At 66.5% G+C, this 15,422-nt stretch carries 16 protein-coding genes; 12 read left to right on the top strand and 4 right to left on the bottom strand.

Going from position 1 to position 15,422, the window contains the following annotated elements; all coding sequences use genetic code 11:
- Window positions 1–28: 28 nt before the first annotated feature.
- Window positions 29–943 carry a LysR family transcriptional regulator gene (locus tag E8M83_RS13960; RefSeq protein WP_137173949.1) on the bottom strand — a complete coding sequence of 305 codons (915 nt, stop codon included), beginning with the start codon at window positions 941–943 and terminating at the stop codon, window positions 29–31.
- A gap of 103 nt (window positions 944–1,046) precedes the next feature.
- Between E8M83_RS13960 and E8M83_RS13965 the strand changes: the two genes are divergently transcribed.
- A complete protein-coding gene (locus E8M83_RS13965; protein ID WP_137173950.1) occupies window positions 1,047–2,267 on the top strand; it encodes an MFS transporter in 1,221 nt (406 codons plus the stop codon).
- A 71-nt stretch (window positions 2,268–2,338) separates the two neighbouring features.
- Window positions 2,339–2,872 carry an ankyrin repeat domain-containing protein gene (locus E8M83_RS13970; RefSeq protein ID WP_137173951.1) on the top strand — a complete coding sequence of 178 codons (534 nt, stop codon included), beginning with the start codon at window positions 2,339–2,341 and terminating at the stop codon, window positions 2,870–2,872.
- Between the two features lie 2 nt (window positions 2,873–2,874).
- Here the strand turns inward: E8M83_RS13970 and E8M83_RS13975 are convergent, their stop codons facing one another.
- Entirely contained in the window at window positions 2,875–3,486 is a 612-nt protein-coding gene (locus E8M83_RS13975) for a PEP-CTERM sorting domain-containing protein (protein WP_137173952.1), read from the bottom strand.
- Window positions 3,487–3,712: 226 nt separating this feature from the next.
- Here E8M83_RS13975 and E8M83_RS13980 point away from each other — a divergent pair, with 226 nt between their 5' ends.
- Both E8M83_RS13980 and E8M83_RS13985 read left to right on the top strand, forming a co-directional pair.
- Complete coding sequence (locus E8M83_RS13980; protein ID WP_137173953.1) at window positions 3,713–4,909, top strand: NnrS family protein; 1,197 nt, start codon at window positions 3,713–3,715, stop codon at window positions 4,907–4,909.
- 5 nt (window positions 4,910–4,914) lie between these two features.
- Window positions 4,915–5,304, top strand: a complete 390-nt coding sequence (locus E8M83_RS13985) for a group III truncated hemoglobin (protein WP_137173954.1) — start codon at window positions 4,915–4,917, stop codon at window positions 5,302–5,304.
- Between the two features lie 16 nt (window positions 5,305–5,320).
- Here the strand turns inward: E8M83_RS13985 and E8M83_RS13990 are convergent, their stop codons facing one another.
- Window positions 5,321–5,617, bottom strand: a complete 297-nt coding sequence (locus E8M83_RS13990) for a putative quinol monooxygenase (RefSeq protein WP_137173955.1) — start codon at window positions 5,615–5,617, stop codon at window positions 5,321–5,323.
- Window positions 5,618–5,797: 180 nt separating this feature from the next.
- On the opposite strand from E8M83_RS13990, the gene E8M83_RS13995 reads away from it, so the two are divergent.
- Window positions 5,798–6,253 (top strand): hypothetical protein, encoded by a 456-nt coding sequence (locus E8M83_RS13995; protein WP_137173956.1) that lies wholly within the window; start codon window positions 5,798–5,800, stop codon window positions 6,251–6,253.
- Here the strand turns inward: E8M83_RS13995 and E8M83_RS14000 are convergent, their stop codons facing one another.
- Entirely contained in the window at window positions 6,254–6,745 is a 492-nt protein-coding gene (locus tag E8M83_RS14000; protein WP_137173957.1) for a GNAT family N-acetyltransferase, read from the bottom strand.
- A gap of 211 nt (window positions 6,746–6,956) precedes the next feature.
- On the opposite strand from E8M83_RS14000, the gene purU reads away from it, so the two are divergent.
- From purU to E8M83_RS14035, 7 genes are all read left to right on the top strand, one after another.
- Window positions 6,957–7,847, top strand: coding sequence for a formyltetrahydrofolate deformylase (gene purU / locus E8M83_RS14005; RefSeq protein WP_137173958.1), 891 nt, complete (start codon window positions 6,957–6,959; stop codon window positions 7,845–7,847).
- A 97-nt stretch (window positions 7,848–7,944) separates the two neighbouring features.
- Entirely contained in the window at window positions 7,945–8,475 is a 531-nt protein-coding gene (locus tag E8M83_RS14010; RefSeq protein ID WP_137173969.1) for a (2Fe-2S)-binding protein, read from the top strand.
- Window positions 8,472–9,506, top strand: coding sequence for a xanthine dehydrogenase family protein subunit M (locus E8M83_RS14015; RefSeq protein ID WP_137173959.1), 1,035 nt, complete (start codon window positions 8,472–8,474; stop codon window positions 9,504–9,506). The genes E8M83_RS14010 and E8M83_RS14015 overlap by 4 nt, the downstream gene beginning before the upstream one ends.
- Window positions 9,503–11,815, top strand: a complete 2,313-nt coding sequence (locus tag E8M83_RS14020; RefSeq protein ID WP_137173960.1) for a xanthine dehydrogenase family protein molybdopterin-binding subunit — start codon at window positions 9,503–9,505, stop codon at window positions 11,813–11,815. The genes E8M83_RS14015 and E8M83_RS14020 overlap by 4 nt, the downstream gene beginning before the upstream one ends.
- Window positions 11,816–12,069: 254 nt before the next feature.
- Window positions 12,070–13,044 (top strand): tripartite tricarboxylate transporter substrate binding protein BugD, encoded by a 975-nt coding sequence (locus E8M83_RS14025; protein WP_137173961.1) that lies wholly within the window; start codon window positions 12,070–12,072, stop codon window positions 13,042–13,044.
- Between the two features lie 153 nt (window positions 13,045–13,197).
- On the top strand, window positions 13,198–13,662 hold the full coding sequence (locus tag E8M83_RS14030; RefSeq protein WP_137173962.1) for a tripartite tricarboxylate transporter TctB family protein: 465 nt from the start codon (window positions 13,198–13,200) through the stop codon (window positions 13,660–13,662).
- A 5-nt stretch (window positions 13,663–13,667) separates the two neighbouring features.
- Entirely contained in the window at window positions 13,668–15,170 is a 1,503-nt protein-coding gene (locus E8M83_RS14035; protein WP_137173963.1) for a tripartite tricarboxylate transporter permease, read from the top strand.
- The last annotated feature ends 252 nt before the right edge of the window (window positions 15,171–15,422 follow it).

Consider the following 15,422-nt stretch of genomic DNA (forward strand, 5'->3'; position numbering starts at 1 on the left):
CCCGGTTGTGGCCGGCCCTTGCGCACCCTCAATCGTGCGCCAGCCGCAGATCCGGATCGTCCGCGAACACCTGCGCCAGCCACTCGGCGAATGCCTGCAGCCGCGGGTTGGCGATGCGGCCTCGCGGATACAGCAGCGACACCGGCATCGGTGTCGGACACACCCCGGGCAACACCTCGACCAATCCGCCCGCACGATTGCGCACCTGGTAGCGCGCCAGCTGCGCCAGGCCAAGCCCCTGCAAGGCGAGAAGCAGGTTGGCCTCGGCGTCGTTGACCGCGATCCCGCCTTTCACCACCACCTTGCGCAGCGCAGCGCCATCCTGCAGCTCCCACTCGAAGGCACGCCCGGTGCGGCCCGAGAAATGCACGATGCCGTCATGCTGCGCGAGGTCATCGATCGAGACCGGCGTGCCGCGCCGCGCCAGGTAGTCGGGCGTGGCCGCGATCACGAAGCGCATCAGGCCGATGCGGCGCGCCACCAGGCTGGAATCCTGCAGCGCCCCGACCCGCAGCGCGCAATCGATGCCTTCTCCGGTGAGGTCGACCAGGCGGTCGCCCATGCCGATCGAGAGATCGATACCGGGCCAGGCCCGACGGAATTGGCCGATCCGGGGCAGCACGACGGCGCGGCCGAGGGCGCCCGGCAGGTCGATCCGCAGCCGTCCCTGCATGCGGCGCGCATCCAGGTCCAGGAAATCGGCTTCGGCAGTGTCGATGGCGGCCAGGATCGCCGCGCATTGTTCGTAGTAGCGTTCGCCGTCGGGCGTGAGCGACAGCCGGCGCGTGGTGCGCTGCAGGAGCTGGGCGCCCAGGTGGCGCTCCAGGTTCTGCATGGTCGCCGTGAGCGAGGCGCGCGGCAGGTTGAGCGATTCGGCGGCCCGGGTGAAGCTATTGGCCTCGACGATCCGCACGAAGGTCTGCATCGCCTTCACCTTGTCCATGATTGTTCACATTAAATGAATTGTATGTGAGCATTATACCCCAATTATCTTTGCTGCAAGCCTGCCTAGAATGGGATCGGTCAATCACCTTCTGGAGCGCTGCATGACAACTTCACCCCAACAACCGCTATCGGGCGCCATGACACTGCTGCTGGCCGCCGCCGCCGGCATCATCGTCGCCAACCTGTATTACGCCCAACCGCTGGTCGGCCCGATCGGTGCCGCCCTCGGCATGCCGCCGGCGGCCGCCGGCCTGGTGGTCACCCTGACCCAGATCGGCTACTGCCTCGGCCTGCTGTTCATCGTGCCGCTGGGCGACCTGCTCGAAAACCGGCGCCTGATCGTGGGCGGCCTGCTCGCCACCGGCGCGGCCCTGGCCCTGGCCGCGATTGCCAGCACGGGCTGGCAATTCCTGCTGGCCGCGCTGGCGATCGGCCTGGGCGCCGTGGTGGCCCAGGTGCTGGTGCCGTTCGCGGCCCACCTGGCGCCCGAAGCGACGCGCGGCCAGACCGTGGGCAAGGTGGTCAGCGGCCTGCTGCTGGGGATCATGGTGGCGCGGCCGGTGGCCAGCGTGCTGGCCGGTGTCGGCGGCTGGCAAGCCGTGTTCGGCATCGCCGCCGCCCTGGTGCTGCTGCTTGCCGTGGTGCTGCACTTGACGCTGCCGCAGCGCCTTCCGGTCGCCACCCAGCGCTATGCAAGCCTGATCGCCTCGCTGTGGCCGGTGCTGGTCAATACCGTCGTGCTGCGCCGCCGCGCGCTGTACCACGCCGGCCTGTTCGGCGCCTTCAGCCTGTTCTGGACCGTGGTGCCGCAAGCCTTGTCCGGCCCCGGTTTTGGCTTGAGCCAGAACGGCATCGCGCTGTTCGCCCTGGTCGGCATGGCCGGCGCCGTGGCCTCGCCCATCGCCGGCCGCCTGGCCGACAAGGGCCACACGCTTGGCGCCACCGCGATTGCGCTCGGCGTCGGCGCCCTGAGCTTCATGCTGCCGCTGTTTGGGCCAGATCCGACGCCGCAGTCGAAGCCGCTGGCGCTCGGCCTGCTGGCGCTGGCCGCCATCGCGCTCGACGCTGCCGTCGCCGCCAACCTGGTGCTGGGCCAGCGCGCCCTGTTCGCGCTCGGCGCCGACATCCGCAGCCGCCTGAACGGCTTGTATTTCGCCCTGTTCTTCGCCGGCGGCGCGTTCGGCTCGGCGCTCGGCGGCTGGATCTACGCCCAGCATGGCTGGCATGCGGCGCTGGTGGCCGGCATGCTGCTGCCGGCGCTGGCCCTGCCGGCCTGGCTGTGGGAGGCGGCCGAACATGCGGCGGCCAGCCAGCGTGCCTGAGCGCCTGCTGGTCTGCGTAGCGGCGCCGGATATGGTCTAATGAATCACCGTCCAACACCCCAGGGACCCGCATGCAAGCCAACGATTCCACGCCGCCGGCCGCGCCGGCGGAACTCGACGAAGCCACCCTCGAATGGGTGCGCAAGGTGTTCCAGCATGCCCGCGCCGGCGACGCCGATCCGCTCGGCGCGCTGCTGGCCCAGGGCCTGCCGCCCAATCTGCGCAATGAACGCGGCGACAGCCTGTTGATGCTGGCCTGCTACCACGGCCACCATGACGCCGCGCGCGTGCTACTCGAGCACGGCGCCGATCCGCAACTCATGAACGACGCCTCCCAGACGCCTTTGCACGGCGCCGCCTTCAAGGGTGACCTGGCCGTGGCCACGCTCCTGCTCGACCACGGCGCGATTCCCGACCATGCGGGACCGTCGGGCAAGACGGCGCTGATGTTCGCCGCCATGTTCAACCGGGTCGACATCGCGCGCCTGCTGATCGCGCGCGGCGCCGATCCTGGCAGGCGCGACGCCGACGGAGTCAGCGCCCACGATGCGGCAAGCCGCATGGGCGCGAAAGACACCGCCGCGTTGCTGGCGCCGACCGCTTGAACTCAGGCCCGCGCCTGGCCCTTGCGCCGGCGGGCAAACCACCCCGCCAACACGCCCAGACCGGCCAGCGCGGCGCTCGACGGCTCCGGCACTTCGACCAGCAGGCCGGTCGAGCCCGCGCATTCGGGGAATTCCATGCCGCAGCCATCCGGCTGGTCGCTACGCGCTACGCTCACCGTGAACAGCGACCCAACGCTCTCCATCGCAAAATCGGACTCACCGTTATTGGCGGAAATCCAACCGCTGAGCATACCATCAGGCAGGAAGGTCAGATCGAGCGCAATGTGATCGTGAAACATCTTCGGCTTGCTGCGGTAGCCGAAGTCGATCAGGTTGACGCCCTTCTGGGGAGCGTCCTTGGCGCCGTACCAGTAATGCAGGGACAGCAGGCTGTCCTGCTCGAAGTCGCAGGAGCCGCCGTAATTGCAGTCGTTCATGATGTCCAGGGTAAGTTTTCCCTGGCGTACAGCATTGTCGGAGAACACGAGCCTCAAGTTCAGGTTGGCAGGCATCGCGCTGGAAGCATCGATTTGCTGCCAGGTGTAGGTAACGGCAGCTTCCGCCGGCTGGGCCAGCAATGCGGCCGCGAACAACAGTGGGGTGAAACGCAACATCGTCATGCTCCTTAGGGTTACTCACCATGGATGAGCAAGAAGTGGGCCTAAGATATATCCAGCCAGCATCTCATTGATTTCACAAGTAATTTTCTAGTCGATGTAAATACCTTTGGAGGCGACTGTTAAATTTCTCGACAACCTGCCGAATTAACTAGTCCAAAAGGTGGATCATCGCGCCACTGAGTTTTGATGTATCCTGAATGCATCTTAATAGGAGGACCGCATGCGCTCCGCTCCCGCCACCGATACCTTCCAGCCCCAGCCGCACCTGGCCTCGCCCGACGCTGCGCTGTGGCGGCTGGGCTTTCGCCCCTTCTACCTGCTGGCCGCCGCCTTCGCCGCGGTGGCGGTGCCGGCCTGGCTGCTGGCCTACCTGGGCCTGATGCCGCAGGGACCGGTCGACCTGCTGTGGCACATCCACGAAATGGTGTTCGGCTTCGCGGTGGCGGTGGTCGCCGGCTTCCTGCTCACGGCGGTCCAGAACTGGACCGGGCTGGCCACGCCGCGCGGGCGCAGCCTGCAGGCGTTGGTCGTGTTGTGGATCGCCGGGCGCTGCGCCGCCCTCGGCGCCCCGCCTTTGCTGTACGCGCTGGTCGACGTGGCCTTCCTGTTCGCGGTGGCCGGCAGCATCCTGCGCCTGCTGCTGCGCGCGAACAATCGCCGCAACCTGCCGATCTGCGGCGTCATCGCGCTGCTGGGCATGTGCAACCTGGTATTCCACCTGGCGCTGAACGGCGTGCTCGCGGTCTCGCCACTCGCCCCGGTGCATGGCGCGATCCTGCTGCTGGTGCTGCTGGTGGCCGTCATTGGGGGGCGGGTCGGGCCCATGTTCACCCGCAACGGCGCACCGGGTAGCCGGGCGCACAACATCCCGCGTCTCGACCTGGCCTGCGTCGCCGCGATCGCGCTGCTGGCCGTGTGCTGGCTGGCCACGGCGCCCGGCTGGGCGACCCTGGCCGCCGGCAGCGCCGCATTCATGTTGAATGCTGCGCGCTTCATCCTGTGGGATCCGCTGTCGACCCTGCGCACGCCGCTGCTGTGGTCGTTCCACCTGTCGTACGCGTTGCTGGTGGCCGGGCTACTGGCCCTCGGCCTGGCGGGCATCGGTATCGTCAGCGGCAGCGCGGCCCTGCACCTGCTCGCGGCCGGCGCCATGACCGGCATGATCGGCGCCATGATCACCCGCACCGCGCGCGGCCATACCGGCCGCACCCTGCAGGCCGGGCGCCCTGAGGTCGCCATGTTCCTGCTGCTGCCGCTGGCGGTGGCGGCGCGCCTGGCCGCCAACCTGTTCGACGGACCGGCGCGCGGCCATGCGCTGACGTTGTCGGCGGTGCTATGGTCGCTGGCCTTCGTCGTCTACCTGCTGCGCTACGCGCCCTGGCTCACGCAGCCCCGTCTCGACGGCAAGCCGGGTTGATTGCCATGGATAGCACGAGATCCTTCCCGCTCCCGCTCGACCGCCCGGCCCTGGTCACGCTGGTCGATGCCTTCTACGACGAGGTAAGGTACGACGCGCTGCTCGGCCCCGTGTTCGCCGACGCGATTGCCGACGGCGCCTGGGACCACCACAAGCAGCGCATGGTGTCGTTCTGGAGTACCGCGATGCTCGGCGCGCGCGAATTTCGCGGCAATGTCTTCGGCAAGCACCAGGCCATGCCGCAGCTCACGCCCGAGCACTTCGCGCGCTGGCTGGCCCTATTCAGCGCCCGTGCCCATGCGCTGTTCGCGCACGACGATGCCGAGGCCCTGCTGGACGCGGCGCGCGGCATGGCGCGCGGCCTGCAGATCGGCTTGTTCGGCCGGGCCGCCTGAGCGGTGGCCAGGCTACTCAATCGGCCGGGGTGAACTTGCGCACCGAGACCGGCCGGTCGACCAGTGCCGGCAGGTCGGCCACCAGCGCCGCCATGTGGGTGCTGGCGTCGTGCAGGGCCACTGCCTCGGCGTCGCGCCAGTATTCGACCATGACGAATTCGCGTGGATCGTCGTGGGATTGGTGCAGCTCGTACAGGATGCAGCCGGCCTCCTTGCGGGTCTCGAGCGCCATCGCGCGCAGGCGCTGCGCAAGCGCTTCCTCCTGGCCCGCCTGGGCATGGAGCGTCGCGATGATCGTTACTTGCTGGGTCATGATATTCCTTCTCGGTCAAGGCGCGCCACGGGCCGGATTGCCTGGCGCCGCCGATCCTGCAGTATAGGCATTCCACCGTGACTGCGCTGGCAGCCCCCGATTTCCACTCTGGCATCGGCTTCACCTATAATCGAAGCCGCCCCGCGATGGGGCACGCTTCTACCAGACCCAAGGAATCCAATGAAAGCCCTGCCACTTGCCGTACTGCTCCTCGCCTCCGGTTCCGCGCTTGCCGACGATGCCGCGCTCCTGAAATGCCGCACCATCACCGACGTCGGCGCGCGCGTGGCCTGCTATGACGCGATTCCCGTCGGCGTCGCCAAGCCGGCAGCCGCTGCCGCCGTGGCTGCACCGGCGGCCAAGCCTGAAGAGAATTTTGGCCTGGAAGCGGTCAAGCAGCGCGAGGCGCAGCCCAAGTCGGTCCAGAGCACGATCGTCGGCGAATTCGCGGGCTGGGGTCCCGGCACGCAGATCCGCCTGGCCAATGGCCAGGTGTGGCGCATCGTCGACGGCAGCGAGGCGGTCCTGCCGCGCCGCAGCGATGTCAAGGTCAGTATCGAGCGCAATATGTTCGGCACCATCTTCCTGCGGGTGGATGGCACCAATAACTCGGCCAAGGTGCGGCGCGTCCAGTAATCAGGCCGGCCCGCGCGCCATGTAGACGGCGCCAGGCGGATACGTAAGCAGGCCCGGATCGTTCGTCGCCCGCGCCGCGAAGCCGAAACCGCTCCAGAAGCGCGTGCTGTCCTGGACCGAGACCAGAGCCGCATGCGCCAGTCCCAGTCCCCGTCCGCGCTCGAGCATGTCCGCGACCAGCGTGCGCGCCAGCCCACGCCCCAGCGCACGCGGATCGACCGCCAGGTCGTGCAGGTACAGGGTATCGGCATTTGGCGCCACGGCGAATGGCGCGCCCAGGTCGGTCACCCGGCCGAGGCGCGACGGATAGGCGAACAGGTAGCCGCACACGCCGTCTGCGTCGCAGGCGGCCAGGCAGGTGGCGGGCGCCGCGGCGAGCCGTGCAAGCAGCACGCCGGCCGCTTCCTGCATGGAGGGCGGATAACAGGCCGCCTGCACGCGCAGTACGGCCTCGAGGTCGGCGGGTTGCAGCGGGCGAACGGTGATCTGCATGAACGGTAGCGCAAAAGGCGCGCATGGTAACACGGCAGGCGTGCACGCTTGACGCCGGGCGTCTCATCCCTCATTCTATATATTCTGACAACATCGCCTCGCCAGCGCCGCCGACCGGGCCGCGCAGGGCTCCACGACTGCTCCCGGCCCACCTGGCCGGTAGCGCACCGGGACCGGCATTCGACGTGCCCCTAACCGACAGGAACGACACATGAGCAGCATCGCCCCGGCGCCCGCCGGCCGCATCGAATACATCCTCAACGCCAGCTGCCCGGCCGGCACCGGCATCGTGGCCGCCGTGGCTACCTTCCTCGCCGAACGCGACTGCTATATCTGCGCGCTGGAACAGTTCGACGACGACTCGACCGCGCGCTTCTTCATGCGCGCCGTGTTTCGCCAGCAAGAACACTCGCCGCCGATCGAGCAGATCCGCGACGAATTCGCCAGCCTGGTCGGCGGCCGCCTCGACATGCAGTGGAAGATGTTCGACCCGCTCGATCCGGTACGCACCGTGATCATGGTCTCCAAGACCGACCACTGCCTGGACGACCTGCTGTACCGCCGCCGCAACGGCGAACTGAATATGCAGATCACGGCCGTGGTATCGAACCACCTCGACCTGCGCCCGATGGTCGAGCGCGAAGGCATTCGCTTCGTATTCCTGCCCGTCACCAAAGACAACAAGGCGCAGCAAGAAGAGCGCCTGTTCGAGATCTTCGAAGAGACCGGGTCAGAACTCGTGATCCTGGCACGCTATATGCAAATCCTGTCGGACGCGCTGGCGCGGCGCCTGGCCGGCAAGTGCATTAATATCCACCACTCCTTCCTGCCCGGCTTCAAGGGCGCCAAGCCCTACCAGCAAGCCTTCGACCGCGGGGTCAAGCTGATCGGCGCCACCGCCCACTACGCCACGCCCGACCTCGACGAAGGCCCGATCATCGAACAGGTACTGACCCGGGTCGACCACAACTACCGGGTCGACCAGCTGACCCGGGTCGGCCGCGACAACGAATGCCTGGCGCTGGCGACGGCCGTCAAGTTCCATATCGAGCGCCGCGTCTTTGTGGACGGCAACAAGACGGTGGTGTTCCGCGGACCCTGAGCAAAAAAGCAAGTAAGCTCAGGGTTAGGTGCGTCACCTAACCGTGACGCCCTGCCCCCACGGGTAAGGTCATGGCTTCTCATAGAGGGGAATGACCATGGAACTTCACCAGCAGTATCCGGTCCGCCTGCGTATCAACGGGCAAGACCGCGAATTCAATGTCGAGTCCTGGGTGACCTTGCTTGACCTGTTGCGCGAACGCGCAGGCATGACCGGCACCAAGAAGGGCTGCGACCAGGGACAATGCGGCGCCTGCACGGTACTGGTGGACGGCAAGCGCATCAATTCCTGCCTGACCCTCGCCGTCATGCAGGACGGCAAAGAGATCACCACGGTCGAGGGCCTGGCCAGCGGCGAAGACCTGCACCCGATCCAGCAAGCCTTCATCGACTGCGACGCCTTCCAGTGCGGCTACTGTACCCCCGGTCAGCTGTGTTCGGCCGTAGGCCTGATGAACGAAGGCCAGGCACACACGCGCAACGACGTGCGTGAACTCATGAGCGGCAATATCTGCCGCTGCGGCGCCTATCCGCAGATCGCCGAAGCGGTGGTCCAGGTCATGGACCTGCGCAAGAACCAGGACACTGGCGCCAAGCCGGCCTTCACGACCGGGGCGGTGCTGGCATGAACCCATTCACCTTTACCCAAGCCCGTGACCTCGACAGCGTGCTGGCGGCCTTGAACGGCGGCCAATCGCGCCCGATCGCAGGCGGCACCAACCTGCTCGACCTGATGAAGGAAGGCGTGATGCGCCCTTCGCAGCTGGTCGACATCAATGGCCTGGATCTGGACCGGATCGATGCCGGCGAGGATGGCGGCCTGCTGCTGGGCGCCCTCGCCCGCAATGCCGATACCGCCTACCATCGGCTGGTGCGCGAACGCTTTCCGCTGCTGTCGAGCGCGATCCTGGCCGGCGCCTCGCCCCAATTGCGCAATATGGCGAGCAATGGCGGCAACCTGATGCAGCGTACTCGCTGCGTCTACTTCTACGACGTCGGCACCGCCTGCAACAAGCGCGAACCGGGTACCGGCTGCCCGGCCAGGGACGGCGTCAACCGCCAGCACGCGATCCTGGGCACCAGCGAGACCTGCATCGCCACCCACCCTTCCGATATGTGCGTGGCGCTGCGCGCGCTGGACGCGGTCGTGCACGTGCAGTCGAGCGGCGGCAAGCGGCAGATCCCGTTCGCCGACTTCCATCGCCTGCCCGAAGACCGTCCCGAGATCGACAACACGCTGCAGCCCGGTGAACTGATCACCCACATCGGCGTGCCGCAGGCCGACCGCTTTATCGACCACAGCGCCTACATCAAGGTGCGCGACCGCCTGTCCTACGCCTTTGCGCTGGTATCGGTGGCGGCGGCTCTCGACCTGGGCGCCGACGGCACGATCAAGGCTGCGCGCATCGCCCTGGGCGGCGTGGCCCATAAACCGTGGCGGGTCGAGGCGGCCGAGGAACGGCTCGTGGGCCAGGCCGCCGGCGAGGCTGCGTTTGCTGCCGCGGCCGACGCCATCCTGCAAGGCGCACGCGGCTACGGCCACAACGACTTCAAGCTGGCGCTGGCGAAGAACGCCATCGTCCAGGCCTTGACCACCGCCGCCCGCGGCACCGACGTCGCAAGCGGCGGCGCGCCCAATCCAGAAGGAGACCGAGCATGACCGACCTGATTCCAGAACTGCGCGCGCCGAGCGCGCCGGCCGGCACCGGTCGGGTAAAAACCGGCATGGCCGTCTCGCGCGTCGACGGCCGCGCCAAGGTCACCGGCCAGGCCCAGTACGCGGCCGAGTACTTCGCACCCGACCTGTGCTACGGCGTGGTCGTGAGCAGCACCGTGGCCAAGGGCCGCATCACCGCCATCGACACCGTCGACGCCCTCACCTCGCACGGCGTGATCTCGGTGATGACACACGAGAACCGCCCCAAGATGCGCTCGTTCGACATCGCCTGGAAGGACATGACGGCGCCGGCCGGTTCGCCCTTCCGCCCCCTGTTCTCGGACCAGATCTTCTATAGCGGCCAGCCGGTCGCGCTGGTGATAGCCGACACCTTCGAGGCGGCGCGCTACGCCGCGTCGCTGGTGCGCGTGCACTACGACGTCGAGGAGCACGAGACCGAGCACCTGCATCGCCTGGACCAGGCTTACGAGCCCAGGAAAATGAAGGCCGGCTTCACCCCGCCGAGCTCGACCGGCGACGGCGAGAAGGCGTTTGCGAACGCGCCGGTCAAGGTCGACTCGCAGTACTACAACGGGGTCGAGCACCATAATCCGATGGAGATGTTCGCCTCGACCGTGATCTATGGCGAGGACGGCCACCTGACCATCTACGACAAGACCCAGAGCTCGCAGAACAGCCGCTGGTACGTCTCGCACGGCTTTGGGCTGTCGAAGGACAAGGTCACGGTGCGCAATCCGTATGTGGGCGGCGCCTTCGGCTCCGGCCTGCGTCCGCAATACCAGTTGCCGCTGGCCGTGATGGGCGCCTTGCAGCTCAAGCGCTCGGTGCGCGTGGTGCTCACGCGCCAGCAGATGTTCAGCTTCGGCCACCGTCCCGAGACCTGGCACCGGATCCGCCTCGGCGCCGACCGTGACGGCACGCTCAAGGCGATCTGGCACGAAGCAATCCAGGAGACCTCGCGCCTCGAGGATTACGTCGAGGTGATCGTCAACTGGTCGGGCCAGCTGTACGCCTGCCCGGACGTCAAGCTGGGCTACAAGGTGGTGGCGCATGATCGGTTCACACCATTGGACATGCGCGCGCCCGGCGCCGCCCATGGCGTGCACGCGCTCGAAGTGGCGATGGACGAGCTGGCGCATGAACTCAAGATGGACCCGCTGGCCCTGCGCCTGAAGAACTATACCGATGTTTCCCCGATCGAGGACAAGCCGTATTCGACCAAGGAGCTGCGCGAATGCTACCGCCAGGGCGCCGAGCGCTTCGGCTGGGACCGGCGTCCGATGGAGCCGCGCTCGATGCGCGACGGCGACGAGCTGGTCGGCTGGGGCATGGCGACCGGGATCTGGGATTCGCTGGTCATGGTGGCGCGCGTCTCGGCCGTGATGCATGCCGACGGCCGCCTGGTGGTGAGCAGCGCCGCGACCGACATCGGCACCGGCACCTATACCGCGATGTCGATCGTTGCCGCCGAACAACTGGGCCTGCCGATGGAGAAGGTGACCTTCCAGCTGGGCGACTCGACCCTGCCGATGGCGCCGATCGAGGGCGGCTCGTCGCATATGGCGACCGTGGGCTCGGGCGTGCATGGCGCCTGCGAGAAGCTCAAGAAGACGCTGCTCAAGATGGCGGGCGGGATCAAGGATTCGCCGCTGGACGGCGCGCGCCTGCGAGACGTCGAATTCGGCGACGGCGCCATCTTCCTGAAGAAAGACCCGGCGCAACGGGTCGAGATCTCCGCCGTGCTGCGCGACGCCGGCAAGGACCGCGTGGAGGAGAAATTCTTCATGACGCCGCAGATGCTCAAGCAGCGCAAATACGCCCGCGCGGTGCACTCGGCCGTGTTCTGCGAAGTGCGCGTCAACGAGAAGCTGGGCATGGTGCGCGTGACCCGCGTGGTGAGCGCGATCGCGGCCGGCCGCATCATCAGCGCCAAGACGGCAGCCAGCCAGATCAGCGGCGGCGTGGTGTGGGGCATCAGCCAGGCCCTGCATGAAGAAACCCATACCGATCACAAGTACGGGCGCTTCATGAACCACAACTATGCCGAGTACCATGTGGCGGTCAATGCCGACATCCACGATATCGACGTCATCTTCGTGGAAGAGGACGACCGCATCGTGAGCAAGCAGCTCGGCGCCAAGGGCGTGGGCGAGATCGGCATCGTGGGCGTCGCCGCGGCGGTGTCGAACGCGATCTTCCACGCCACCGGCAAGCGCCTGCGCACCACGCCGATGACGCCGGCCAAGCTGCTGTTGGGCGACCGCGAATTGCCGGTAACCCCGCCCGTCTGAGCGGCGCCTTACTCGAACCTTACGCCGGCGGGTCGCACCGCCGGCGTTGTCATTTTCGAATTTTCCGCTTACCGCATGCCGCTTTTGCCGGCCCTCGTTCCTCCTATGCGACATACGTATTTCCACGTAGTTGCGTATCAATATGTTTACTGGTACAACCTCTCCTGCGTAAGACAACGCTAAACAGCAGCAATGCACGGTAAAAGTGCGGGTTGCCATCCAATACCAAGAACGAGATTACGAGGACGACAAACATGAAGCTCAAGATGCTGTGCGCCGTTGCGTGCCTGGCTGCTTTCGGCAGCGGGCTGGCCCAGGCCCAGGCCTACCCCAACAAGACCATCACCATGATCGTGCCGTTCGCGGCCGGCGGCCCGACCGACACCGTGGCGCGCCTGGTCGCCCAGTCGATGGGCACCACGCTCAAGCAGCAGATCATCATCGAGAACGTCGGCGGCGCCGGCGGCACCATCGGCGCGGCGCGCGCGGCGAAGGCCTCGCCCGACGGCTACACCCTGTTCCTGCACCACATCGGCCAGTCGACCGCCCCGGCCCTGTACCGCAAGCTGCCATACAACGCGATCGACAGCTTCGAGCCGATCGGCCTGATCACCGACGTGCCGATGACCGTGGTCGCGCGTGGCAACTTCCCGGCCAAGGATATGAAGGAGCTGATCACCTACGTCAAGGCCAACAAGGACAAGGTGACCTATGCCCACGCCGGCCTGGGTTCGGCCTCGCACCTGTGCGGCATGCTGCTGCAGACCGCGATGGGCGTGGAGCTGACTACCGTGCCGTACAAGGGCACCGGCCCGGCCATGAACGACCTGCTGGGCGGCCAGGTGGACTTCATGTGCGACCAGACCACCAATACCACCAGCCAGATCAAGAGCGGCAAGATCAAGGCCTATGGCGTGACCACCAAGACGCAGGTAGCATCGCTGCCGAACCTGCCGACCCTGGCGTCGGGCGCGCTGCCGGGCTTCGAAGTCGGCGTCTGGCACGGCCTGTACGCGCCGAAAGGCACGCCGAAGCCGGTCGTGGACGCGCTGGCCAACGCCCTGCGCGCCTCGCTGCGCGATCCGAACGTGGTCAAGCGCTTCAACGACCTGGGCACCGAGCCGGTGCCGACCAACCAGGCCACGCCGGAAGCGCTGCGCACCCACCTCAAGCAGCAGATCGACCTGTGGGGTCCGATCATCAAGAAGGCCGGCGCTTTCGCCGACTGACCATGCGTGATTAATATTGCGCACCGTACCGGTTCCGCCGGTACGGTGCGTTTTGTTGTAACTGCAGTACCCGCAACACCGTAAGCTCGCACTATTATTCGAACCACTGCATCTGTAACACCGCATTTGCATCAGAAAAAAGGGGACCACCACGTGCCATCATTCATACGCCACCCAAAGGATTTTTGGAGTGGCATCGTCTTTCTCTTCTTCGGCCTCTCCGCCATCGTCATCGGCCAGGACTATGAAATGGGCACGGCCGGCCGCATGGGTCCGGCCTATTTCCCGTCCGTGCTCGGCGGCCTGCTGGCGCTGGTCGGCGCGGCATCGCTGATCCGCTCGTTCTTTCGCCAGGGCGAACCGATCGGCCGCCTGTACTGGCGCGAACTGGCACTGGTGCTGGCCGCCGTGCTGCTGTTCGGCTTCCTGGTACGTGACGCCGGCCTGATCCCCGCGACCCTGGTGCTGATCATGATCAGCTCCTACGCCGGCCAGAAATTCAACCTGGCCAAATCGATCGCGCTGGCGATCGGCGCAGCGCTGTTCGCGGTCGGCCTGTTCGTCAAGCTGCTTGGCTTGCCGATGCCGATGTTCGGTCCCTGGTTCGGTGGAGCATAATTACAATGGAAATCTTCAGCAATCTCGCACTCGGCCTGGAAACGGCCTTCACCCTCCAGAACCTGTTCTACTGCCTGGTGGGCGTGTTCGTCGGCACCGCGGTGGGCGTGCTGCCGGGCCTGGGCCCGGTCGCCACCATCGCCATGCTGCTGCCGGCCACCTTCGGCCTGCCGCCAGAATCGGCCCTGATCATGCTGGCCGGTATCTACTACGGCGCCCAGTATGGCGGCTCCACGACCGCGATCCTGGTCAACCTGCCCGGTGAATCGTCCTCGGTCGTGACGGCGCTGGACGGCTACCAGATGGCGCGCAACGGCCAGGCCGGCAAGGCGCTGGCCACCGCCGCCATCGCCTCGTTCTTCGCCGGCTCGGTCGCCACCGTGCTGCTGGCCCTGGCCGCGCCGCCGCTGGCCGACATGGCGCTCGAATTCGGTCCGGCCGAATACTTCTCGCTGATGGTGCTCGGCCTGGTCGCCTCGGTGGTCCTGGCCAGCGGCTCGCTGCTTAAGGCGATCGGCATGGTGCTGCTCGGCCTGTTGCTGGGCGTGGTCGGCACCGACGTCAACTCCGGCGCAGCGCGCTACACCTTCGACCTGCCCGAACTGGCCGACGGCATCAACTTCGTGATCGTGGCGATGGGCATGTTCGGCATCGGCGAAATCATCCGCAACCTGGAACACGACGAGAGCCGCAACCTGGTCATGAAGAAGGTGCAGGGCCTGATGCTGAGCAAGGACGACTTCAAGCGCATCATCGCCCCGGTGCTGCGCGCGACCGGCCTCGGCTCGATCCTCGGCATCCTGCCGGGCGGCGGCGCGATGCTGGCCTCGTTCGCCTCGTACTCGCTGGAAAAGAAAGTCTCGAAGAACGCGGCGATGTTCGGCAAGGGCGCGATCGAAGGCGTCGCGGCGCCAGAAGCAGCCAATAATGCCGGCGCCCAGACGTCGTTCATCCCGATGCTGACCCTCGGCATCCCGTCGAACCCGGTGATGGCGCTGATGATCGGCGCGATGATCATCCAGGGCATCCAGCCGGGTCCGGCCGTGATGACCGAGCAGCCCGGCCTGTTCTGGGGCCTGATCGTCTCGATGTGGATCGGTAACCTGTTCCTGGTGGTGCTGAACCTGCCGCTGATCGGCATCTGGGTGCGCATGATCATGGTGCCTTACCAGATGCTGTATCCGGCGATCCTGCTGTTCTGCGCAATCGGCGTGTTCAGCCTGAACAACAGCACCTTCGACGTCTACCTGATGGCGATCTTCGGCCTGCTCGGCTACCTGTGCGCCAAGCTGGAACTGGAGCCGGCGCCGATGCTGCTCGGCTTCATCATCGGCCCGATGATGGAAGAGTACCTGCGCCGCGCCCTGCTGCTCTCGCGCAGCGATCCGATGGTGTTCATCGAGCGCCCGATCTCGGGCGTGATGCTGGGCCTGGCCGCGGCCGCGATGATCGTCGTGCTGCTGCCGTCGCTGCGCAAGAAGCGCGAAGAGGCGTTCCAGGAAGACTGATGCGCCGGGCGTAAGCTCGAACGCAAGCGCCGCCCGGCGCCGGCCTGTCAGGGTTGGCGCCGGGCGGTTTTTTTATGGCGCTGTAAGCGTTAAATATGGATGAGTATTGAACTGTTGAGCCGCCCAGCGGTCCAACTCCTGGTATCCATCATGGGAGGGGATCGTGAAAGCGCCCAAGTTCATGAAGCTGTTCGCGCAACTGCCGTCCTTGAACCGGCCACAGCGGGTGCAGGTGCTCGCCGCCCTGCATCC

Source organism: Massilia sp. HP4 (assembly GCF_005222695.1).
GTDB lineage: Bacteria > Pseudomonadota > Gammaproteobacteria > Burkholderiales > Burkholderiaceae_D > Telluria.